We start from the raw sequence: 21,730 nt of genomic DNA on the forward strand, positions 1-21,730 counted from the left end.
CATACCGTTGCAGGAGCGGCCTTGTGTCGCGATGGGCCGCGAAGCGGCCCCGGCAATCTCAACCCTCCTACCCCTCCTCGCGCCGATACGCCCACTGGTACAACGCCGGCAACACCAGCAAGGTCAGCGCGGTGGAGGACAGGATCCCGCCAATCACCACCGTCGCCAACGGTCGCTGCACCTCCGCCCCGGTCCCGCTGGCCAAGGCCATCGGAATGAACCCCAGCGACGCCACCAGTGCCGTCATCAGCACCGGCCGCAAGCGCGTCAGCGCGCCCTCCTCGACCGCCGCGCGCAGCGTGCGCCCCTGCTCGCGCAGGCCACGGATGAAGGCAATCATCACCAGCCCGTTGAGCACCGCCACCCCCGACAAGGCAATGAAGCCCACGCCGGCGGAAATCGACAGCGGAATGTCGCGCAGCCACAGGGCCAGTACCCCGCCAGTGAGGGCGAAGGGAATGCCGGTGAACACCAGCAGGCCATCCCTGAGGTTGTTGAACATCATCAGCAACAGCGCCATGACCAGCAGCAAGGCCACCGGCACCACCACCTGCAGGCGCGCAGCCGCCGATTGCAGTTGCTCGAACTGGCCGCCCCAGCGGGTCCAGTAACCCGGCGGAATCTGCACCTGCGCGAGCAGCGTCTGTTCCGCCTCCTTGACGAACGAGCCCAGATCGCGGCCACGCACATTGGCACTGACCACCACCACCCGCTTGCCATCCTCGCGGCTGACCTGGTTCGGCCCCAGTTGCAGGTTCAACGCGGCCACCTGCGACAACGGGATGAAGCCGATCTGCCCAGTGCCCGTCGCCGCACTGGCAGGTACCGGAATCAACAGGCTGCCCAGCCCGTCGACATCCGTACGCAAGGGTTCCGGCAGGCGCACCACCATGTCGAAACGGCGGTCGCCTTCATACAGCGTACCGGCCGTGCGCCCCCCTACGGCTATGGCGATGGCATCCTGCACCTCACCGACATTCAAGCCATGCCGCGCCGCCTTGTCGCGGTCAATGTCGATGGTCAGCACCGGCAGGCCGGTGGTCTGCTCGACCTTCACCTCGGACGCGCCCGGCACCCCCTGCAGGCTGCTGGCGATCTGCGCGGCGGTGCGGTTGAGCACGTCCATGTCATCGCCGTACAGCTTCACCGCCACATCGCTGCGCACTCCGGATATCAGCTCGTTGAAACGCAACTGGATCGGCTGCGACAGCTCATGGTTGCTGCCCGGCACGCTGGCCGCGGCACGCTGTACCTCGGCAATCAGTGCCTCTCGCGGCTTGCCCGGGTCCGCCCATTGCTCGCGCGGGCGCAACATCACATAGGCATCGGAGATGTTCGGCGGCATCGGATCGGCGGCGATCTCGGCGGTGCCGGTGCGGGCGAACACCCGCTGCACTTCCGGCACCTGGGCAATGATCGCCTGCTCCAGGCGCTGCTGCATGTCCACCGACTGCGACAGGCTGGTGCCCGGCACACGCAGGGCCTGCAGGGCGAAATCGCCCTCGCTGAGGCTGGGGATGAACTCGCTGCCCATGCGGCTGGCCAGCAGCCCGGACAGCAGCACCAGGCTGGCGGCAGCGGCAAACGCCAGCCGGCGCCGGCCCAGCACCCAGGCCAGCAGCGGCGCATAGCGCTGGCGCGCCGTGCGCATCAGCAAGCCTTCTTCTTCCTTGACCTTGCCGCTGACGAACAGGGCAATGGCCGCCGGTACGAAGGTAACCGAGAGGACCATCGCACCGAGCAGGGCCATGACCACGGTAAAGGCCATGGGGTGGAACATCTTGCCCTCCACCCCCGTCAGGGCAAAGATCGGCAGATACACCACCATGATGATCAGTTGCCCATAGATCAGCGGCCGACGTGCCTCACGTGCCGCGGCAAACACCTCATGGAAGCGCTCGGCACGCGTCAGCATGCGGCCATGCCGCTGCTGGGCATGGGCCAGGCGCCGGATGGCGTTTTCCACGATCACCACCGCGCCGTCGACGATGATGCCGAAATCCAGCGCACCAAGACTCATCAGGTTGGCGCTGACCTGGTTGGCGAACATACCGGTGAAGGTGAACAGCATCGACAGCGGGATGACCATGGCAGTGATCAGCGCCGCGCGGATATTGCCGAGGAACAGGAACAGCACGGCGATGACCAGGATGGCGCCTTCGACCAGGTTCTTCTTCACCGTGGCGATGGCTTTCTCGACCAGATTGGTGCGGTCGTAAACCGTCACGGCAGCCACGCCCTTGGGCAGGTTGCGGTTGATCTCCAGCAACTTGGCGGCCACCGCCTGGGCCACCGTACGGCTGTTCTCGCCAATCAGCATGAACACGGTGCCCAGCACCACTTCCCGGCCGTTTTCGGTGGCCGCACCCGAGCGCAACTCTTCCCCCAGGCCCACCTGGGCGACATGGCTGACCCGGATCGGCGTGCCGTCGACGCTGGAGATGACAATATTGGCAATGTCTTCGGCCGACGCCAGCTGGCCTGGCGCGCGAATCAGCCATTGCTCGCCGTTGCGCTCGATATAACCGGCGCCGACGTTGGCGTTGTTGCGTTCCAGCGCCGCGACCAGGTCGTTGAGGGTGAGCTTGTACGCCGCCAGGCGCTTGGGCTCCGGTGCGATCAGGTATTGCTTGGCATGGCCACCGATGCTGTTCACCTCGGCCACCCCCGGCACATTGCGCAACTGCGGCTTGATGATCCAGTCCTGGATCACCCGCAGGTCGGTGAGGGTGTAGGGCGTGCCGTCCTCCTTGAGGGCGCCCGGCTCGGCCTCCACCGTCCACAGGAAGATTTCACCCAGCCCCGTGGAAATCGGCCCCATGCCCGCTTCGATGCCGTCGGGCAGCTGTTCGCGGGCTACCTGCAGGCGCTCGTTGACCAGCTGCCGGGCGAAGAACAGGTCGGTGCCGTCGTCGAAAATGACCGTGACCTGGGACAGGCCCGAGCGCGACAGCGAGCGGGTCTGCTTGAGCCCGGGCAGGCCGGCCATGGCAGTCTCGATGGCAAAGGTGATGCGCTGCTCGGTCTCCAGCGGCGAGTAACCGGGCGCGGCGGTGTTGACCTGCACCTGGACGTTGGTGATGTCCGGTACAGCATCGATCGGCAGCTTCTGGTAGCTGTGGATACCCACCGCGGCCATCAGCACCACGGTCAGCATCACCACCAGGCGCTGCTCGATGGCGAATTGAATCAGGCGTTCGAACATGCAGGGGTCCCCAGGATCAATGGCTGTGTTCGGCCGAGCCTTTGCCCAGCTCGGACTTCAGGACAAAGCTGCCAGCGGCGGCCACCTGGGTTCCGGCGGCCAGGCCGCCGGTGATTTCCACCTGGCCAGCGTCGCGCCGGCCGGTCTGCACCGGGCGGGCCTCGAAACCTTCCTCGGTACGGGCGAACACCACGGTCTGTGCTTGCCAGGTTTGCAGAGCGCTTTGCGGTACCACCACGGCGGCAGTGAAGCGTTCAATGCTGACCGCGACATTGACGAACAGCCCAGGGCGCCATGCGCCATTGGGGTTGGCCAGAGTGGCGCGCACGGTGGCGGCGCGGTTCTGCTCGCCGAGCAGGCTGCCGACGTAGTTCACCCGGCCCTCGACCTGGGCCTCCAGATCCGCCGCGCTGACCGTGACATGACGGCCGGTCACCACCTTGCCCAAGTCGCGCGGGGCCACGGCGAAGGTGGCCCAGACCCGGCTCAGGTCGGACAGGGTGAAGGCATTGCTGGTCTCATCGACCACCTCGCCAACGGACAGGTGCTTTTCCACCACCACCGCATCGAACGGTGCGCGCAATTCATAGCGGTTGCCGGCGCCGGCCGGGCCCACGGCGGCAACCTTCTGCCGGGCATTGGCCATGGCGATCTCGGCCTCCTGTAGCGCCTGGCGGGCTTGCAGGTAGTCCTGCTCGGCGCTGATGCGTGCCTGCCACAGCTGCTGCTCGCGCTGGAACGTCAGGCGCGCCAGTTCCAGGCGGCGCTGGGCGGCCTGCTGTTCGCTGCGCAGGTCGGAAATCTGCTGGCTGGCAATCACCGCCAGCACCTGGCCACGCTTGACCGCCTGGCCCAGCTCGGCTTGTACCGCCTCGACCACGCCTGGCACGCGTGGCACAACGTGCGCGGTGCGGTCTTCGTCGAAGCGGATCTCACCCGGAAAACTGATGGTGCTACCCAGTTCACCAGGGCCGGCGGTGGCCAGCTGTATCCCGGCAGCTTCGAACTGGGCAGGGGTAAGGTGCAGCGCGCCCGCTTCTTCGCCGTGGCTTTCGCCGGCCGCTGCTTCGGCATGGCCGTGGCTGTCTGCGCCCTGCTCATCGTGCACGGTCTGCGCGCTGGAGGCCTTGCCGAGGGTGCCGGTCCAGGCCAGGCCAGCAAGGCCGAAAACGGCAACCGCCGCGAGCACAAGGGCGATCTTGCGTGGGTTAGTCATTGTTGCTCCTGCTGTGCGGAAATTTGCTGAAGTCATCGAGGTCGCCATAGATGCGTTCGACCTGCGCCCGCGCGTCGCTCGCCATGGCCAGCGCCTCGAGGTACAGCCCACGTGCGTCGATCAGCGTGCGCTGGGCATCGAGTACATCGAGAAAGGCGAACTTGCCCATTTCGAAACCGCGGGTGGCCGTGTCCACCGCCTGCTGCGCAGCAGGCAGGATGGTGCGGTCATAGGCCTGCACGTCCTGCATGGCCGTCGCCCACTGGCTGACAGCGTTGCGCGTTTCACTGCGCAGGCGCAGCGCCACGGCATTGCGCAGGTCCCGCGCCTGGTCCGCCCGGCGGGCTGCAGCCAGCACGTTGCCCTGGTTGCGGTCGAACAGCGGCAACGGCATCGACAGGCCGACCACGTTGACCCGCTCGCGGTCTTCTCGGCTGTATTGGCTACCAAGGCTGACGGTGAGGTTGGGAATACGCAGGGCCTTTTCCGCGCCGATGGACGCGTCGCCGCGCTCGACCTGGGCGGCAGCCAGGCGCCACTCGACGGTTTGCTCGACCTGGTCGAGCAACGCGTCAGCGCTGGGCGCAGCACCGGGCGACAGGTTGGCCGTCTGCAATTGCCCGAAGCTTGCCTGCGGGCTGCCAGTCAAGCGTGCCAGGGCCTGGTTGGCCACGCTGCGCTGGGTTTGCGCGCGGCGCACTGCAGCCACGGCCTGAGCCAGCTGCACCTGGGCGCGGGTGGCTTCCAGCGGTGACGACTGGCCGGCAGCTACCCGCCCCTGCGCCACCCGCAAGCCACGCTCGGTCAACGCCTGGGATTGCTGCGCCAGTGCCACGGCAGTTTGCGCGCGCAAGGCGGCGTGGAATGCCTGCACCACGTCGGCGCGCAGGCCATTACGCTGACGCTCGAGGTCCAGCTGGGCGATGGCCTGGCCGGCACTGGCCACGGCAATGCGTGTACCGCGTTTGCCGCCCAATTCCAATGGCTGGCTGAGGGTGACTGTGGTGGTGCTGGTGTCGCGGCGGGTGTCCTCCCGTTCCCAGGCCAGCTCCGGGTTGGGAATCAGCCCGGCCTGGCGCCGTTCGCCGTCGGCGATGCCGATTTGCTGGCCGGCCGCAGCCAGCTCCGGGTTATTCGCAAAGGCGGCGGCCAGCGCCTGGGGCAGGCTCAGGCTCGGGCCGGTCTCGGCGCTGGCGGCGCCCGCCAGCAACAGGCAGAGCAAGGCGATCTTGCGGGGGATGGGCACGAAACAGCTCCTCGTCGGCGAACGTTGGCGAGGCACTGTAGAAAGCGCTGCTTATCGGCGCGGTGGCGGCAAAATGACAATTCTGTAATGCGTACGCTTCTCGGTAATCAGGGTTCGATAATCGCCCACTTTCCCGGGGTCACGCTTCAGCTCGATTGACTAAACTAACCAGTCGGTACAAAACTGGGTGCATCCAACAACAACAAAGCGATGCTCGTCATGAAGCCTCTCATTCTCGTGCTCAACGGCCCCAACCTGAACATGCTGGGTACCCGTGAGCCTGCCCAGTATGGCTACGAAACCCTCGCCGACCTGGCCCAGGGATGTGCCGATACCGCCCATGCCCATGGCCTGGAAATCGAATTCCGGCAAACCAATCACGAAGGCGAACTGATCGACTGGATCCATGCCGCCCGCGGCCGCTGCGCCGGCATCGTGATCAACCCCGGTGCCTGGACTCACACCTCGGTGGCCATCCGCGATGCCCTGGTCGCCGCCGAACTGCCGGTGATCGAGGTGCATCTGTCCAACGTGCACAAGCGCGAGCCGTTCCGCCACCTGTCCTTCGTATCCGCCGTTGCCGTTGGCGTGATCTGCGGCCTGGGCAGCCACGGCTACCGCATGGCCCTCAGCCACTTCGCCGAAATGCTGCAGGAGCGCGGCGCATGAGCCAGCCAGCCATCCTCGCCGGCCTGATCGGCCGCGGTATCCAGCTATCGCGTACCCCAGCCCTGCACGAACACGAAGGCGATGCCCAGGCCCTGCGCTACCTGTACCGGCTGATCGATGCCGACCAATTGCAACTGGACGACAGTGCCCTGCCCGGCCTGCTCGACGCCGCGCAGTACACCGGCTTTACCGGGCTCAACATCACCTACCCGTTCAAACAGGCAATCCTGCCATTGCTCGACGAGCTGTCGGAGGAAGCCCGCGGCATCGGCGCGGTGAACACCGTGGTGCTCAAGGACGGCAAGCGGGTCGGCCACAACACCGACTGCCTGGGCTTTGCCGAAGGCTTGCGCCGTGGCCTGCCCGACGTGGCCCGGCGCCAGGTGGTGCAGATGGGTGCCGGTGGCGCCGGCTCGGCTGTGGCGCATGCCCTGCTGGGGGAAGGGGTCGAGCGGCTGGTGCTGTTCGAAGTGGACGCGGCGCGTGCGCAGGCCTTGGTGGACAACCTGAATACGCATTTCGGCAGCGGACGCGCCGTGGTCGGCAGCGACCTGGCCGTGGCGCTGGCCGAAGCGGACGGGCTGGTCAATACCACCCCGGTGGGCATGGCCAAGCTGCCTGGCACACCACTGCCGGTGGCGCTGCTGCATGCGCGCTTGTGGGTAGCCGAGATCATCTACTTCCCGCTGGAAACCGAACTGCTGCGCGCCGCCCGGGCACTGGGCTGCCGAACGCTGGATGGCAGCAACATGGCGGTGTTCCAGGCGGTGAAAGCATTCGAACTGTTCAGCGGGCGCCAGGCTGATGCGGCGCGGATGCAGGCGCATTTTGCCAGCTTTGGCGGATGATGCGGCGCAGGCTGCTTCGCCGCCGGCCCGCCCTCACAGGTACTGCGTACCTCCTGTGGGAGCGGGCTCACCTGCGAACAGGCCGGCACAGGCCAATCATCCCTGCTCATCCAGCAACGCCTGTATCACCTGCTCCTGCCCGGTGTAATCGCCCTCGCCAAAATGCACATGGCGCACCTGGCCCTTGCGGTCGACGAAATAGTGCGCCGGCCAGAACTGGTTGCCCCAGGCATTCCACACCTGGTAGTCGTTGTCGACGGCCACCGGGTAAGCAATCCCCAGCCTGGCCACCTTGTCACGCAAGGTGCCGACATCGTGCTCGTAGTCGTACTCCGGTGTGTGCACGCCGACCACTACCAGGCCCTGGTCGGCATAGCGCCGTGCCCACGCGTTCACATGCGGCAGGCTGCGCTGGCAGTTGATGCAGTCCCAGGTCCAGAAATCCACCAGCACCACCTTGCCCTTCAGTGCCGGGGCATCCAGCGGCGCCGAATTGAGCCACTGGCTGGCGCCCGACAGCGACGGCATCGCACCGTAGCTGTCGCGGGCCAGCAGGTGCCCGGCCAGGCCCAGGCCGACCACGGCCAGGGCAATACCGCCCACCTTCAGCATCAGGCGGCGATCAATTTTCATGGCAACCGCCAGTGGCGTAGCTGCGGTACTGCACGCTTTGCTGCTGGCCCTTGGAGTCGAGGTAGTCCATGCGGGTGTTCACCAGGCCGCAGGCGTTGCTCTGGTCATCCTGCACCGATAACACTTTCTGCACATCCAGGTGGTCGCCGTAGCGGTACTGCATCACGGCAGCGTCGTCCATCGGTGCGCTGGCAGCGTGGGCGGCCAGGGTGCCGAAGCTGAGCACGGCGAACAGGCTGGCGCTGGCGAAGGTCTTGAAGTTCATGGCATCTCTCCTGTGTGACGCTTTGGGGGTGGGGAGTCGTGCTCCCCGGTCGAGAGCCATTTCAGCGCTGCCAGGTATCCCGTATGTGTCGCCCAGCGGGGTGATCTGCTTCCTCCTGTATCAGCCGCCGAGCCAGATACACTGCAATACAAACCCCAGCAGGCAAGCGCGCATGCGCTCGGTACACTGCGCCCACACCCTCTGCACAGGAACGCAGCATGGAACATGTCGATCACATCCTGATCGTCGACGACGACCGCGAAATCCGCGAACTGGTCGGCAATTACCTGAAGAAGAACGGCCTGCGCACCAGCATCGTCGCCGACGGCCGGCAGATGCGCGCCTTTCTCGAAGCCAACAGTGTCGACCTGATCGTGCTCGACATCATGATGCCCGGCGACGACGGCCTGTTGCTGTGTCGCGAGCTGCGCGCCGGCAAGCATCGCAACACCCCGGTGCTGATGCTGACCGCCCGTAACGACGAGACCGACCGCATCATCGGCCTGGAAATGGGTGCCGACGACTACCTGACCAAGCCGTTCTCGGCTCGCGAACTGCTCGCACGCATCAATGCCGTGCTGCGCCGCACCCGCATGCTGCCGCCCAACCTGACCATCAGCGAAAGCAGCCGGCTGCTCGGCTTCGGCCAATGGCGCCTGGACACCACCGCGCGCCACCTCCTCGACCGCGAAGGCACCCTGGTGGCCCTGAGCGGCGCCGAATACCGCCTGCTACGGGTGTTTCTCGACCACCCGCAGCGGGTGCTCAGCCGTGAGCAGTTGCTCAACCTGACCCAGGGCCGCGAGGCCGACATCTTCGACCGCTCCATCGACCTGCTGGTCAGCCGCCTGCGCCAGCGCCTGGGTGATGACGCGCGCGAACCCAGCTGCATCAAGACCGTGCGCAGCGAGGGCTACGTGTTCTCGTTGCCGGTGCAACTGCTCGAGTCGCCGTCATGAAGTGGCCACGCACCCTTGCCTCGCGCCTGGCACTGATCTTCTTCACCGGCCTGGTCCTGGCCTATGGCCTGTCATTCGGCCTGCAGGCCTACGAGCGCTACATCAGCAGCCGCTCGATGATGCTCAGCACCCTGGAACAGGACGTGGCCACCTCGGTAGCCATCCTCGACCGCCTGCCCGCAGCTGAACGCGCCGCCTGGTTGCCGCGCCTGGAACGGCGCACCTACCGCTACCGACTGGACCAGGGCCTGGCAGGCGAGGCAATGCCCAGCAGCGACCCACCCATGGCCGCCGATTCGATCGTCAAGGCAATCGGCAGCGACTACCGCCTGACCTTCCAGGAAATCCCCGGCCCGATCGCGCACTTCCAGGCCCACCTGCGCCTGGCCGACGGCGCACCGCTGACCATCGACGTGACCCCGGCGCCGGTCCCGGTGGCCCGCTGGCTGCCGGTGGTGCTGCTGATCCAGTTGGCCGTGCTGTTGCTGTGCACCTGGCTGGCCGTGCGCCTGGCGATCAGCCCGCTGACCCGCCTGGCCCGCGCGGTGGACAACCTCGACCCGGACAAGCCCGGCGTGCAGCTGGATGAAAGCGGCCCGCGCGAAGTGCGCTACGCCGCAGTGGCGTTCAACGCCCTGCAGGCGCGTATCGCCGCCTACCTGAAAGAGCGCATGCAATTGCTGGCGGCAATTTCGCACGACCTGCAAACACCGATCACGCGCATGAAGCTGCGTGTCGAGGTGATGGACGACGGGGTGGAAAAGGACAAGCTGTGGAGCGACCTGGGCGAGATGGAACACCTGGTGCGCGAAGGCGTGGCCTATGCCCGCAGCATGGACACCAGCACCGAAGCCCCCTGCCGGGTCAACCTCGATGCATTCCTCGACAGCCTGGTATTCGACTACCAGGACAGCGGGGCCCGGGTCGAGCGCCATGGCAGCAGCGACAGCCTGCTGGAAACCCGGCCGCACGCCTTGCGCCGGGTCCTGGTGAACCTGGTGGACAATGCCCTCAAGTTCGCCGGCGCTGCCGAGCTGGAAGTATGCCGCGAGGGCGACATGACGGTGATCCGCGTGCTCGACAATGGGCCGGGGATACCCGCTGGCGAACTGGATGAGGTGTTGAAGCCGTTCTACCGCGTGGAAGGCTCACGCAACCGCAGCACCGGTGGTACCGGGCTGGGTCTGGCCATCGCCTACCAGCTGATCCAGGCCATGGGCGGCCGACTGACCCTGAGCAACCGCGCGAACGGCGGGCTGTGCGCACAGATCGAACTGAAATGACAGCGTTCGCAGTAGCGCCGTGATGCGCCACAGGGCTGGGCAGCCGCCTGCGGTTTTCAGCTTCGCCGCCTGAGTTGCCGCGGCCGCTGTGCGGCCCTGGCGCGACACAAGGCCGCGCCTACAAAAAGCGGGCGTCGGCGCTACAAACAGATACACAACCCAACGTCCGCCGACACACTGCAGATACCCCGCTCCGACACACTCCCGGTCACACCCAAACAACCCGGGAGCCTCCCTGATGAAAGCCCTCACCCTGCCCTCTGGCTGGAAGCTGTTCGCTACCCTCGCCGGGCTGACCCTGGCGATGACCGCCGTGGTCCTGGCCAGCCAGCCTGACCCGGACGGCCTGCGCAGCGCCATCCGCGCCACCGCCCGCAGCTCGTTCGCGCTGTTCCTGCTGGCATTCCTGGGCTCATCCCTGGTGACTTTGCTGCCGGGCCCCCGCAGCCGCCGCCTCCTGCAGGAACGGCGCTACCTGGGCTTGGCATTCGCCTTCTCCCATACCGTGCACGGCGTGCTGATCTACCACTATGCCCAGCAGTTCCCCGAATTGTTCTGGGCCAACCGCACGGTCACTTCCAGCCTGCCCGGCAGCGTCGGCTACCTGTTCTTGCTGCTGCTCACCGTGACCTCGTTCAAGGCCGCCATGCGCCTGCTGGGTGGCCGTGCCTGGCAGGCCCTGCACAGCACCGGCATGTGGCTATTGGCGGCCGTGTTCTGCCTGTCGTTCTACAAACGCATCCCCATGGGTGGCTGGTACCCGCTGGCGTTCGCCCTGATGTGCAGCGCCATCGCCATCAAACTCACCGCCAAGCTGGCCCGCCAGCAACGCCGAAACACCCACGCCCTTTCCTGAGGAGAACACAGCATGACCACCTTGACTCGCACCCTGGGCACTTTTGACCGTTTCGGCGCCTGGAGCGCCGACCTGCCGTTGCGACTGTTCCTGGCCTGGGAGTTTTTCGAATCCGGCTGGGAGAAGTTCAATGGCAGCAACTGGTTCGCTGATTTGCAAGCGAACTTCCCGTTCCCCTTCAACCTGCTGCCAGCGGAGCTGAACTGGCAGCTGTCGATGTGGGCGGAACTGATCCTGCCGTTGCTGCTGTTGCTGGGCCTGGGTACCCGGCTGGCATCGGCGGGGCTGATCGTGGTGACGGTGGTGGCGATTGCCGCAGTGCATTGGCCCGCGCACTGGTCGAGCCTGGCCGAGCTGGCCCAGGGTTACGCCATTACCGACCAGGGTTTTGGCAACTTCAAATTGCCGCTGATCTACCTGGTGGCATTGCTGCCACTGCTGCTCAAGGGGGCTGGGCGATTGAGCCTGGACCATTGGCTCAGAGGGCGGTTCTGCAGGTGAACCGCCGCGGGCTGCTGTGCAGCCCATCGCCGGCAAGCCAGCGCCCGCAGCGAGAGCCCATGGCTTGAGGTCAATGCTGCCCAGGCAAGAGCTGGCTTGCAAGAGCAAGGGGGCGCAACGCGCCCCCAGTACCTCGCCTCAACGCGTCCCGATAATGACCCCCTGCCTGCGCAGCCCTTGCAGCAATGCCAACCCCTGCTGCACATCCCCGCCCAACGCCTCCAGCCGCGCGCGCCCACTGCCCTGCTCCAGCGCCAGCAACCGATACGCCAGCGGCGCCAGGCGCGCGAAGCGCACCTGCAACTGCGCATCGCGATACACCAGCAACAAGGTCGGCGCCTCAGGCGCAGCCACAGGCTGGTAGTCCGCGCCGATCCGCTCCACTGGCCAACGATACGCCAACACCCGCGCCACACATGACAACAGCGGTTGCCCTTCGAGCAAGTCGCCCGCCGGGTCGTGAGCCGGGTCCTCGGCATCACTCAGGTACAGCTGCGCCTCGATCCACTCATAGTGCGCCAGTTCCAGCTGCCACGGCGCATCCAGTTCGACCCCTTGCAGATAATCGACAAAGGCCTCGGCGAGCTCGGTAAACAACGGCGTCTGGCTGCGATAGTTGGCATAGAAGTCGCGCACCCGGGCGTGCCAACGCTGCTCACCCAATGCCTGGCGCATCACTGGGAAGCTGCCACCGAGCAGGCCTTCGATAGCACCATAGAACAGTTCACGGTAAACCTGCAGCCGCCGCACCTCCACGCCGGGTGGCGGGGCATGACGCTGAGGGTCGCGCAGATGGCGGGCCAGGGTGTACTGCTGTTCGCGCAAGGTCTCATTCATTGGCTTGCCCCTCCGACACACGCTGGAGCTTGCGGATACGCGCCGTCTCGGCCAGCAGTTCGGCCAGCGGTGGGTAGTTGAAATCTCGCTCGAGCACGGTCGGCTGCACGCCAAAGCGCGCACAGGCAAGCGCGAACAGCGCCCAGACATCTTCCTTCACCGCAGCCCCGTGGGTGTCGACCTTGAGGTCCGGTGCTTCATCGTAATGACCCGCGATGTGCATGCCGGTCACCCGTGCCTGGGGCAAGCCTGCAAGGAAGGCCTGGGCGTCGTAGCCATGGTTGCAGGCGTTGACGAAGACATTGTTGACGTCCAGCAGCAGGTCGCAGTCGGCCTCCTCGATAACCGCACGGATGAACTCGAGTTCGCTCATCGCCTGGTATGGCGCGGCGTAGTAACTGATGTTCTCGACCGCAATGCGCCGCTCCAGGTGCTCCTGGGCCTGACGTATGCGCGCGGCGACATGGCGTACGGCTTCGTCGGTGAACGGGATGGGCATCAAGTCATACAAGTGCCCGTCATCGCTGCAGTAGCTCAGGTGCTCGCTGTACAAGCGCACCTGGTAGCGATCGAGAAACTGCCGGGTCTGGTCCAGGAAAACCCGGTCCAGCGGCGCGCTGCCCCCCAGCGACAACGACAGCCCGTGGCAGGCAATGCTGAAACGCTCGGCCAACTGAGCCAGGCCCTTGCCGTAGGCACCACCCACGGCGATCCAGTTTTCCGGCGCACATTCAAGAAAATCCACTGCGCCGGCATCCATGGCCAGCAACTGCGGCAACAGCCCGCGGCGCAGGCCAAGCCCTGCCCGCAAGGGCCGAGGAAACAATGATGTAAGCTGCATAACGGCTCTCCAACAGGCACAACGCCCCGCCTGGCCAGCAGGAGGGGCGTTGCGCGTTTCACGGGATTTACAGTCAGGGCTTGCCGGTCAGATGGCTGAACAGCCCTTCAGGCATGCTTTTGCCGTTGGCCTGGTAGATCGCCTTGAGGTGATCCGCAGCTTCCTGCTCGGAAATGAAGCCATCATGGTTGCGGTCGATCTTGTCGAAATCGCCAGCACGGTCCTTGGCCACTACCAGGAACTCATCGCGCGAGACCTTGCCATCGTGGTTGCTGTCGGTTTTGGCGAACGAGGCGTCACCACACTTGCCTTCGCCGCACTTGCCTTCAGTACCGGCCTTGGCGCTGGCACCGCACTTGCCTTCACCACATTTGCCTTCGCCAGGCACCTTGGCCGACGCCAGCTGGTAACCCTGGGCCAACGGTTCGACGGCAAACGCACTGCTGCCCAATGCCATGCTGCCAATCAGGGCAGCGCCGAGCAGGCCGAGGGTGTTTCGTACTTGAGTCATGGTGTCGCTCCACTGTGGTTGGAATGTGGAGCCATTAGGCCGTTGCGGTATGTCGTGGATGTATCCCGCAGCAAGTGGTTTTGTATGGGAATGGGTCAGCAACGTGACCAGATACAGTGCGATACACAACGGCCCCAGGCTAAGCTGGGGCCGTTGTGCAGGGTCAGTCTTCCAGCGGCTTGGGCGGTGCCGCGGGCTTGGCGGGCTTGGCTGGTTTACCAGGCTTGCTGTCCTTGGCCTTGGTTTCCGGTGCGGCCGCTACAGGCTCGGGCGCCGTCACCGCCTTTTCGCTGGAGGGCAACTCATCGACTGCCTTGAGAATCACCTGCGGGTCAAGGGTATCGCCGCTGTCGTCGTCCTTGAGCATGTGCCGCTCGCCGTCCTTGCCCACCAGGATTACCTTGGTGCCCTTGCTCGCGCCCAGCTTCAGCTCACGGATCAGGGCCATGGTGGTCTGCTGTTCGAGGTTCTTGTCCTCACGCTTGCCCATCATGTTGGCGACGCTGTAGAGCACCAGGTTGCGCTCTTTGAAGGCCGCCTGGGTGGCCGGGTCCTTGAGGGCTTCGTTCAAGCCGCGCAACGTCGGGTCGGCGCTGCTGGGTGCAATGACGACCAAGGGCCTGGCCTTGCCCAGTTCCTTGGCCAGCGGCGCGTCACTATCGGCAGCGGACACAGGGCCGACCAGTGCAAGCAAGGTGGCGAGGGTCAATGACCGGACGAGCATGCGTATCTCCTTATTCTCTCGATAAACCAGAAGACTACAGATCAGGGAGAAAGATCCGACAAGCGAGCGTAAACCAACCTGGCGCTGCGGGGCTTCAACGAAAAGTAACTGGCCATTACCAGACGTAGCCTGTCACCCGTTCCATTCGCGCCCCCTCGCGCTCAGCCATGACCTGAGGATAGCCCAATGTGCCCCTCACACCCAGCGATGCAGAGCGTCGGTAGTCAGTTGCAACCGGGCATCTGCAGTCCACTGCTCGACCTTCGCTTTGGCCACTTCGTCGGCAAGGCTGGCCAACTCGGTTTGCATGCTCTCCGGCACCAACAGCTTTTTCTCGTAACGGGTCTGCAGGTACTTTTCCCAGAACGGCTGTTCGACCATCCACACTGCCACCAATTCGGCTGTTTCATTCTGCATTACCTCACTCAGCGCGCGTGTGACCGCGGCACTGTCCAGGTTCGGAATCCCCTCATGGAGCATGCTCTGCGTGTTCACCGGTAGGTCCAGGTCGTCTCGCAAGCGGATCGAATAAGCCAGCGCCCATTCGATCGACTCGTTCCCGGCACCTGCCGCCTCGGCCTCGCGCAACGCGATGAAGTTGACCTGCTGCTGTCTCCACAACCGCCGCGCCAGTTTCACCAGCGTGCTCTCCTGGTCACGCGACGGGGCCCCCTGCTCTGCATCCCAGACGAGACATCGGATTTCCAGCTGCTGGAAAACCACCGTTGCATTGTCCGCGCAGTTCTCGATCACGGCATTGGCGAATATGTCTTTGGCCAGTGCAGGCGCATCTTCGATCTTTTGCATCATCGCCAAAACCCGCGAAGCCAGCATCTCCCCGTACCGGGGGTGGAGGAAGTCCCGCGAGCGCAGGAGCTGCGCCAGCAAACGCATGAAGTTCGCCGCCCCATCCATCAGCTCGGTACTGATCCACAGGCAACCAAGGTCCTCGCGCTGTTCACCGTCCAGGCGGTCCAGCCAGCGCAGTTTATGAGGAACAGTGCTGGTTTCCGGAATTTCCCATGCCTCCTGCAGCTCTGCAGCCTGGCGCTCCAGGACCGGGTTGCCCGAGAGCACCACGTAGCCGTTCTGCCACAAACGGGACTGGGTGAAATCGCGGGGCAGCGATGCAATGGCGTTGTTGGAAGCGTCGAGCATGTACAAACTCTGGCAGTCCATGGTGCCTTCGGGAAGCGCGGCCAGCCCGGTATTGCGCAAACGCAGTTCGGACAAATGCTCCATCCGCGCCACCGAAAACGCGCATTGCAAGCGATTGTTCGACAGGTTCAGGTAGCGTAACTGCCGACAACTTGCCAGCATCTCCGCCTCAAGCGCGTCCAGCGAGATCTGATTGCCGCTCACGTCGAGTATGCGCAGGTTGCCAAGCAACCACAGGCTGCTTGGCAGATGTCGCAGCTGGTTGTAGCCGAGTTCCAGAGATGTCAGGTTCGGAAACGAGAGCAGAAACTGCGCCGGCACCGCTTTCAACAGCAGGCTGCGCAGGGAAAGTTCGGTGACATGTGGGAAGGTGAACAGCGGCCCCAGCTCTGGCAACGAGTGCAGGTCATGCCCGCTGTACTGCCAGGTTACCGACCGCCGTTGCCCCTCGGGGGTAACCTGAGCAGGCACCCGTTCCCGCCAGCATTGCATGATCGCTTTGCGAAACCGCCTGCGTTCAGCCTTTTCACCGGCCATCAACCCGTGGCGCTCCCAGCTTCGAAGATGGTCACTCAGCCGGCGTGCCTGCTCTTCGAGGATGCCAAGCTCACTGGCGGTATCGCGTCCAGAGGCGTGCAAGCTGGCCAGCCAGTCTTCGATTTCTTCATCCGAGTAATCCGGGTAAAGGTCGCGCAGACGCGCCGCGAACGCCCGGGGTCGCGACGCAGGCCGGGCAAAGCGTCCCTGACCGCCGCCCAACGGGTAGCCGACCCTGCCGTCGTCCAGCCGCAGCGGCGTCAGCAGCCACGGCTGTCGAGGGTCTTTGCCCAACGCTTGGGCGAGCACTTTGCTGTGCGTCTGCACTTGCCGAGCCAGCAGTTCTCTCAGGCCTTGGGCATAGGGTTGATGGATGCCAAGGGCCGCAAGATCTGCAGGGGCGAACGCATCAACCAGTATTTCGAACAGCTCGCCGGGGCCACGCAACTCGACGCCCAGCGCGTCCTCAAGCCAGAATCGCCCGTTTTCATGCACAAGCCTGTAGTTCGCGCCATTGCCACTGGTCGTCATGACCGGCCGCGGACTATCGCCGTCGTAGAGCCGCCAGCGCGGCCTGATCTCCCTGGTGTCGAAGTTATCGAGCAGCGTCAACGCTACCTTGGCCTGGTCCAGCGACTGAGGCGGATGGATGAACAGCGCTTCGCAGGCTCGCGCAACGCGAATGCGCAATACGCTCAACCTGGCCCGGGCGACCAGCCGGAACGGCACCGTGCCGCTGGCCAGGGCCTGAAACTCGGCGCCGTCCTGTGACAACCCGTTCACAAGCTGGCGGGCAGCCAGGCGATGCAGGCTAGGGAATGTCCGGCGCAACGTCGCCGATGCAGCGTCGTCTGGTTGCTGCTGCTCTTCGTACAGCTGTTGGAACAGTTGGCGACGTCTTGTCGACAGCTGCGCTGCCAATGCTGGCCCCTCGTGCTCGGTAACGCCAGGTAATGCGCGGGCCTTCAGCAGCAACGGTGCGTCAGCCGCTACCCGCCCAAGCCTCAAACCGTCCAGCAAGGCCTGCAGCCGGCGGTCGATCAGCAGGCGTTCAACGGTATCGACCAGCTCAGCTTCAGGCGGCCGACCGTAAACATGCAACGCCCGAAGGTAATCTGCATCCAGTGCGTGGATGGCCATGGCCTGGTCAATCTGTTCATCATCCAGGCGAGCGAAACGCTCACCAAGGCGGCGGAACATCCTGTGCTTGTCCGTCCAGTTGGCAGGTTGCTCGGTCCATAACCGCCAGGCACCGGCGTCATTGTGACGCAACAAAGGTCCATGGCCATCTCGTGGCGCCAGCTGCCATTCTTCGTCCGCTCGCTGGACGATCTGGTAGTAATGGCCGTCCATGACCATCCAGCTGCTGTCCTGAACGCGGTACACCCCCCTGGCATCGGCCACTTCGCCGGCAGGAGGTGCCACGCTGCGAAACGGCCTCAGGTCGGCATTCCAGAGCTTCTCGGTCCCGTCCTCCAGGCGCGCCGGCACACATTGGTCCAACGCGACCCAGGCCCGGCTCGTTTCGCGCCACACCACCGCGGCGGCACCGAACTCAGCCAGGTCCTTGGTCACACTGAGGACATGCTCCAGCGCTGCGCTGGTATCGCCCTCACGCCAGTCTTCCACCGCTTGGAACAACTCGCTCAGAAGGTCCCACACCATCACCGCCAGGAGCAGCGCATTAAGTGCAGGGATGAATACCCCGGCCACGCTGAGCAGCGTCCAACCCTCGACCGCCAACCTCTGTCGATGGGTCTCCTGGGCCGTGCGGTCCAGATCTGCCACCGGAGTGGCGATCAGCGCTGCATCATCCTTGATATGGGCAATCCGCGCAGCGGCAAGGTGTTCGAACAACGGCAGCGGGTAATCGTGCAGGTGCTGGTCCATTTCCCGCGTTGCCCAATCAGCGACCCCCACCAGCTCCTTGGCGACCCTGGAAAAGAACTGCTGGCTGTCGCGTCGTCGTACGAAACGTTTGAAGAACGCCTGGTAGTGCGTATCCCGCAGTCGCTTGCCCAGTACCTTGCGGGTGAAGGTTTCCAGATCACGGCTTACGCTCCAGGGGCCAAACGGGTCATCGGGAATGTAGACAATGATCTTGCGGCTGGCGTTGAACAGCCATCCTTCGTGCAGCACCTCGAGTACCACGATCTGTTGCAAATCGCTGTCGAAGGCCCGCAGCTGCCGCGCTACAACCTTCGATCCGTAAAACGTACCGGGCCGTCCATGCTTGCACAGGTCCAGCACCAGCGCCGTTTCGGCAGCGGTCAACGCTCCATCGTATTTGGCCTTGCAAGCGTCTATCAGCATGGCCGAGCTGTACAGTTGCGCAAGGGTCGACGCCATGCTGCGCCAGCCGCTGGCCTGGCTGGCCGGCGCTTTCAGTACGCTATCCAGGTGCTGCTGATAGCGTTTGCCCAGGTCAAGCCGGCGGCACAGGCGGGCGAAGGCAGGCGCGGTTGCGGTTGGTGTAGCGAGCGGTTGCGACAGGCTGTCGACGATGCCGTTGTCCTTGTGCTGTTCGTCCCGCCCTTCGCCAGGCGTGAAATTGTCCAGTACCGCCTCGATCAGCGGGACCTCGAAACAGTCCTTTCCCGGGATCGGGTAGCGGCCCCACACGGTTCCCTGGCTTGGCGCGGTGTAGGTATACCAGCGCCTGAAATACAGGCCGTCTACATCCTGCGTGATGCCGAATTCTTCACGCATGGCATGTTGAAGCAACGGCTTGACGAAACGGTCGATGCCGTCAATCCGCGCAAGTTCCTTTGCCAGCCATTGTCGGCAGGCCAGGCTGGCTTTGAACGCGTCACGCAAAGCGACATGTTGCGACTCATACAGGCCGTTTGCCGGGATGTTCTGTTCGGTCGGCGCTACGATACGAAGCCGGCGGATCCATTCGGGCAGCCGCTTGGCAATGAGGCTGTCCTGATAGGCCTGTTCCATGGCCAGCGTATCGGCGGGTGGCGGCTGTCCTTCAAGGGGTGTGGTCACGTCGTTGTGCCTCTGGTTGAGCCAAAGGCCCGACAATAGACACAGGCATGCCAAGCGCGAGGCTAGATAAGTACCACCCCTTCAGAACAGCGCCAACTGTTGGCCGATCACCCCCTCGAAACTGTCGCCGACAAAAGGCAGGATGGCATCGGCCACTGGTTGCAGCTGCCGCCTCAGGTAATGTTCGTAGTCCACCAGCGCTTGCAGGTTTTCCAACGGTTCCGGGCCCGCCACGGTGATCACGTAGCTGATCCAGCCGCCGCGCTGGTACTGCATCGGGCGGCCAATGCGGCGGTTGTAGTCATCGGCCAGCCGGGCCGCACGCACGTGCGGCGGCACGTTGCGTTGGTAGTCGGCCAGCGGCCGGCGCAGGCGCTTGCGGTACACCAGCAGCGCGTCCAGCTCACCGGCCAGTGTCTGTCGCACATAGTCACGCACGTAGTCGCGGTACGGCTGGCCACGGAAGATCCGCGCGTACAGCGCCTGCTGGAACTGCCGGGCCAACGGCGACCAGTCGGTGCGCACCGACTCCAGGCCCTTGTAGACCATTTCCTCGCTGCCATCGGCGCGCCGCACCAGCCCGGCATAGCGCTTCTTGCTGCCTTCATCGGCACCACGGATGGTGGGCATCAGGAAACGCCGGTAATGCACCTCGTACTGCAGCTCCAGCGCGCTTTCCAGGTTCATCTGCTGACGCAGGTGTTCGCGCCACCAGCGGTTGACCTCGGTCACCAGCTCGCGGCCGATGCGGGCCGCAGCCTCATCCTCATGTGGCCCCTTGAGCCAGACGAAGGTGGAGTCGGTATCGCCGTAGATGACTTCGTAGCCCCGGGCTTCGATCAAGGCCCGGGTCTGGCGCATGATCTGGTGGCCACGCAGGGTGATCGACGAGGCCAGGCGCGGGTCGAAGAACCGGCAGCCGCTGGAGCCCAGCACGCCGTAGAAGGCATTCATGATGATTTTCAACGCCTGTGACAGCGGCGCGTTGCCCTCGCGCTTGGCGGCCTCGCGGCCCTGCCAGACCCGCTCGACGATGGCCGGCAGGCAATGCTGGCTACGCGAGAAACGCGCGCCCCGGAAGCCTTCCACCGAGTGCGCCTGGTCGGGCAGGCGCAAGCCTTCGACCAGCCCGACCGGGTCGATCAGAAAGGTACGAATGATCGACGGGTACAGGCTCTTGTAGTCCAGCACCAGCACCGAGTCGTACAGCCCCGGGCGCGAATCCATGACGAAACCACCGGGGCTGGCTTCCTCGGGGCGGCTGCCAAGGTTGGGCGCGACGAAGCCCAGGCGGTGCATCTGCGGGATGTACAGGTGACCGAACGCCGCCACCGAACCACCACTGCGGTCCACGGCAAGGCCGGTAACCGACGAGCGTTCGAGGAGAAATTCGAGCAGGCGGGTGTGGGCGAAAATGCGTGTGACCAGCTCGCAGTCCTTGAGGTTGTAGCGCGCCAGGGCCGGTTTGTCCTCGGCGAAGCGGCGGTTGATTTCATCCATGCGCTGGTACGGTGTGTCGATCGCCTTGCCTTCGCCGAGCAAGGTCTGGGCGACGCTTTCGAGGCTGAACGACGGGAAGCTCCAGGTTGCCGAACGCAGGGCCTCGATACCGTCGATCAGCAGCCGCCCCGGGGCCTCGGCGAACACGTGGCCGCCACTGGCATGGCTGCGCAGGGTCATCGGCGCGCCCTTGCGCCCCAATGCCAGCGGCACCTGCAGCAGCTTGGCGTGCTCATGCAACAGGCGCAGGTCGAATTGGACCAGGTTCCAGCCGATGATTGCGTCGGGGTCATGCTCGGCGAACCACCGGTTGAGGCAGGTGAGCAACGCAGCGCGGTCGGCGCAATAGTGCAAGTCGAAGTCGAGGCCGGCGGCGGTACCGTTGGCCGGGCCAAGCATGTACACCTGGCGCTGGCCACAGCCTTCCAGGGCGATACTGTACAGCTCACCGCGCTCGCTGGTCTCGATGTCCAGCGACACCAGGCGCAGCGGCGGGCGATAGCCTGGCAGCGGCTTGATCTGGGCATCGCAGAGCACGCCATGGGCATCCGCCTGGCCGGTGAACTGCACCGGGGCGGTGATGAAGCGCTCCATCAGGTAACGCTCGGGCGGGCGGATATCGCCTTCGAACACGTCGATACCGGCCGCGCGCAGGCGTTGCTCCAGCTGCATCAACTGCCGGTGCTGACGGCAGTACAGGCCCAGCACCGGGCGCTGGTCGAAGTCCTTGAGCTGCAGCGGCCGCAGTTCCACGCCGGGTTCGTTGGCCAGCAATGCCCGGGCATGCGCTTCCTGCGCCTGGGGAATGAAGGCCACCGACACCTGCGGCGCCAGGCGCAACTGCCGCGGCCCCTGGTCGGTCGCCAGCCAGAACTCCACACAGGTGCCTTCGGGCGTGTCATGCCAATGCCGGGTCAGGACAAAGCCCTGCTGCAACTCCACCGCGT

The 21,730-nt window shown here is 64.9% G+C and carries 17 protein-coding genes; 6 read left to right on the forward strand and 11 right to left on the reverse strand.

Going from position 1 to position 21,730, the window contains the following annotated elements; all coding sequences use genetic code 11:
• Positions 1-67: 67 nt before the first annotated feature.
• The 3 genes from JKP78_RS04310 to JKP78_RS04320 are packed head-to-tail and all read right to left on the reverse strand — an operon-like array spanning position 68 to position 5,667.
• Positions 68-3,205: a CusA/CzcA family heavy metal efflux RND transporter gene (locus tag JKP78_RS04310; RefSeq protein WP_186684547.1), complete on the reverse strand. Its 3,138-nt coding sequence runs from the start codon at positions 3,203-3,205 to the stop codon at positions 68-70.
• A gap of 16 nt (positions 3,206-3,221) precedes the next feature.
• Positions 3,222-4,421, reverse strand: a complete 1,200-nt coding sequence (locus JKP78_RS04315; protein ID WP_186684546.1) for an efflux RND transporter periplasmic adaptor subunit — start codon at positions 4,419-4,421, stop codon at positions 3,222-3,224.
• Complete coding sequence (locus JKP78_RS04320) at positions 4,414-5,667, reverse strand: TolC family protein (RefSeq protein ID WP_200626122.1); 1,254 nt, start codon at positions 5,665-5,667, stop codon at positions 4,414-4,416. The genes JKP78_RS04315 and JKP78_RS04320 overlap by 8 nt, the downstream gene beginning before the upstream one ends.
• Positions 5,668-5,886: 219 nt before the next feature.
• Here JKP78_RS04320 and aroQ point away from each other — a divergent pair, with 219 nt between their 5' ends.
• On the forward strand, positions 5,887-6,336 hold the full coding sequence (gene aroQ, locus JKP78_RS04325; protein WP_170029294.1) for a type II 3-dehydroquinate dehydratase: 450 nt from the start codon (positions 5,887-5,889) through the stop codon (positions 6,334-6,336).
• Positions 6,333-7,184 carry a shikimate dehydrogenase gene (locus JKP78_RS04330; RefSeq protein ID WP_186684544.1) on the forward strand — a complete coding sequence of 284 codons (852 nt, stop codon included), beginning with the start codon at positions 6,333-6,335 and terminating at the stop codon, positions 7,182-7,184. Before aroQ ends, JKP78_RS04330 begins: the two co-directional genes overlap by 4 nt.
• A 96-nt stretch (positions 7,185-7,280) precedes the next feature.
• Here the strand turns inward: JKP78_RS04330 and JKP78_RS04335 are convergent, their stop codons facing one another.
• Both JKP78_RS04335 and JKP78_RS04340 read right to left on the reverse strand, forming a co-directional pair.
• Complete coding sequence (locus tag JKP78_RS04335; RefSeq protein ID WP_186685053.1) at positions 7,281-7,796, reverse strand: thioredoxin family protein; 516 nt, start codon at positions 7,794-7,796, stop codon at positions 7,281-7,283.
• A 10-nt stretch (positions 7,797-7,806) separates the two neighbouring features.
• The gene (locus JKP78_RS04340; RefSeq protein ID WP_170029292.1) at positions 7,807-8,082 is read right to left on the reverse strand and encodes a DUF2790 domain-containing protein; all 276 of its coding nucleotides are present in this window, start codon (positions 8,080-8,082) and stop codon (positions 7,807-7,809) included.
• Positions 8,083-8,300: 218 nt separating this feature from the next.
• Between JKP78_RS04340 and JKP78_RS04345 the strand changes: the two genes are divergently transcribed.
• From JKP78_RS04345 to JKP78_RS04360, 4 genes are all read left to right on the forward strand, one after another.
• Positions 8,301-9,041: a response regulator gene (locus JKP78_RS04345; RefSeq protein WP_186684542.1), complete on the forward strand. Its 741-nt coding sequence runs from the start codon at positions 8,301-8,303 to the stop codon at positions 9,039-9,041.
• Complete coding sequence (locus JKP78_RS04350) at positions 9,038-10,324, forward strand: sensor histidine kinase (RefSeq protein ID WP_200626123.1); 1,287 nt, start codon at positions 9,038-9,040, stop codon at positions 10,322-10,324. The genes JKP78_RS04345 and JKP78_RS04350 overlap by 4 nt, the downstream gene beginning before the upstream one ends.
• 238 nt (positions 10,325-10,562) lie before the next feature.
• Positions 10,563-11,180 carry a ferric reductase-like transmembrane domain-containing protein gene (locus JKP78_RS04355; protein ID WP_186684538.1) on the forward strand — a complete coding sequence of 206 codons (618 nt, stop codon included), beginning with the start codon at positions 10,563-10,565 and terminating at the stop codon, positions 11,178-11,180.
• Positions 11,181-11,192: 12 nt separating this feature from the next.
• On the forward strand, positions 11,193-11,681 hold the full coding sequence (locus tag JKP78_RS04360) for an HvfX family Cu-binding RiPP maturation protein (protein WP_170029288.1): 489 nt from the start codon (positions 11,193-11,195) through the stop codon (positions 11,679-11,681).
• Positions 11,682-11,819: 138 nt separating this feature from the next.
• Here the strand turns inward: JKP78_RS04360 and JKP78_RS04365 are convergent, their stop codons facing one another.
• The 6 genes from JKP78_RS04365 to JKP78_RS04390 all read right to left on the reverse strand — a co-directional run bounded on the left by JKP78_RS04365 (position 11,820) and on the right by JKP78_RS04390 (position 21,725).
• The gene (locus tag JKP78_RS04365) at positions 11,820-12,518 is read right to left on the reverse strand and encodes an HvfC family RiPP maturation protein (protein ID WP_186684536.1); all 699 of its coding nucleotides are present in this window, start codon (positions 12,516-12,518) and stop codon (positions 11,820-11,822) included.
• A complete protein-coding gene (locus JKP78_RS04370) occupies positions 12,511-13,359 on the reverse strand; it encodes an HvfB family MNIO-type RiPP peptide maturase (protein ID WP_420831040.1) in 849 nt (282 codons plus the stop codon). The genes JKP78_RS04365 and JKP78_RS04370 overlap by 8 nt, the downstream gene beginning before the upstream one ends.
• A gap of 73 nt (positions 13,360-13,432) precedes the next feature.
• Complete coding sequence (locus tag JKP78_RS04375) at positions 13,433-13,870, reverse strand: HvfA family oxazolone/thioamide-modified RiPP metallophore (RefSeq protein ID WP_200626124.1); 438 nt, start codon at positions 13,868-13,870, stop codon at positions 13,433-13,435.
• Positions 13,871-14,033: 163 nt separating this feature from the next.
• Positions 14,034-14,594, reverse strand: coding sequence for a DUF4174 domain-containing protein (locus JKP78_RS04380; protein WP_200626125.1), 561 nt, complete (start codon positions 14,592-14,594; stop codon positions 14,034-14,036).
• A 195-nt stretch (positions 14,595-14,789) separates the two neighbouring features.
• A complete protein-coding gene (locus tag JKP78_RS04385) occupies positions 14,790-19,235 on the reverse strand; it encodes an NEL-type E3 ubiquitin ligase domain-containing protein (RefSeq protein WP_325166778.1) in 4,446 nt (1,481 codons plus the stop codon).
• A 129-nt stretch (positions 19,236-19,364) separates the two neighbouring features.
• Positions 19,365-21,725, reverse strand: a complete 2,361-nt coding sequence (locus JKP78_RS04390; protein ID WP_186684528.1) for a DNA polymerase II — start codon at positions 21,723-21,725, stop codon at positions 19,365-19,367.
• Positions 21,726-21,730: the final 5 nt, after the last annotated feature.

Source organism: Pseudomonas sp. LAM2023, assembly GCF_016620375.1.
GTDB lineage: Bacteria > Pseudomonadota > Gammaproteobacteria > Pseudomonadales > Pseudomonadaceae > Aquipseudomonas > Aquipseudomonas anuradhapurensis.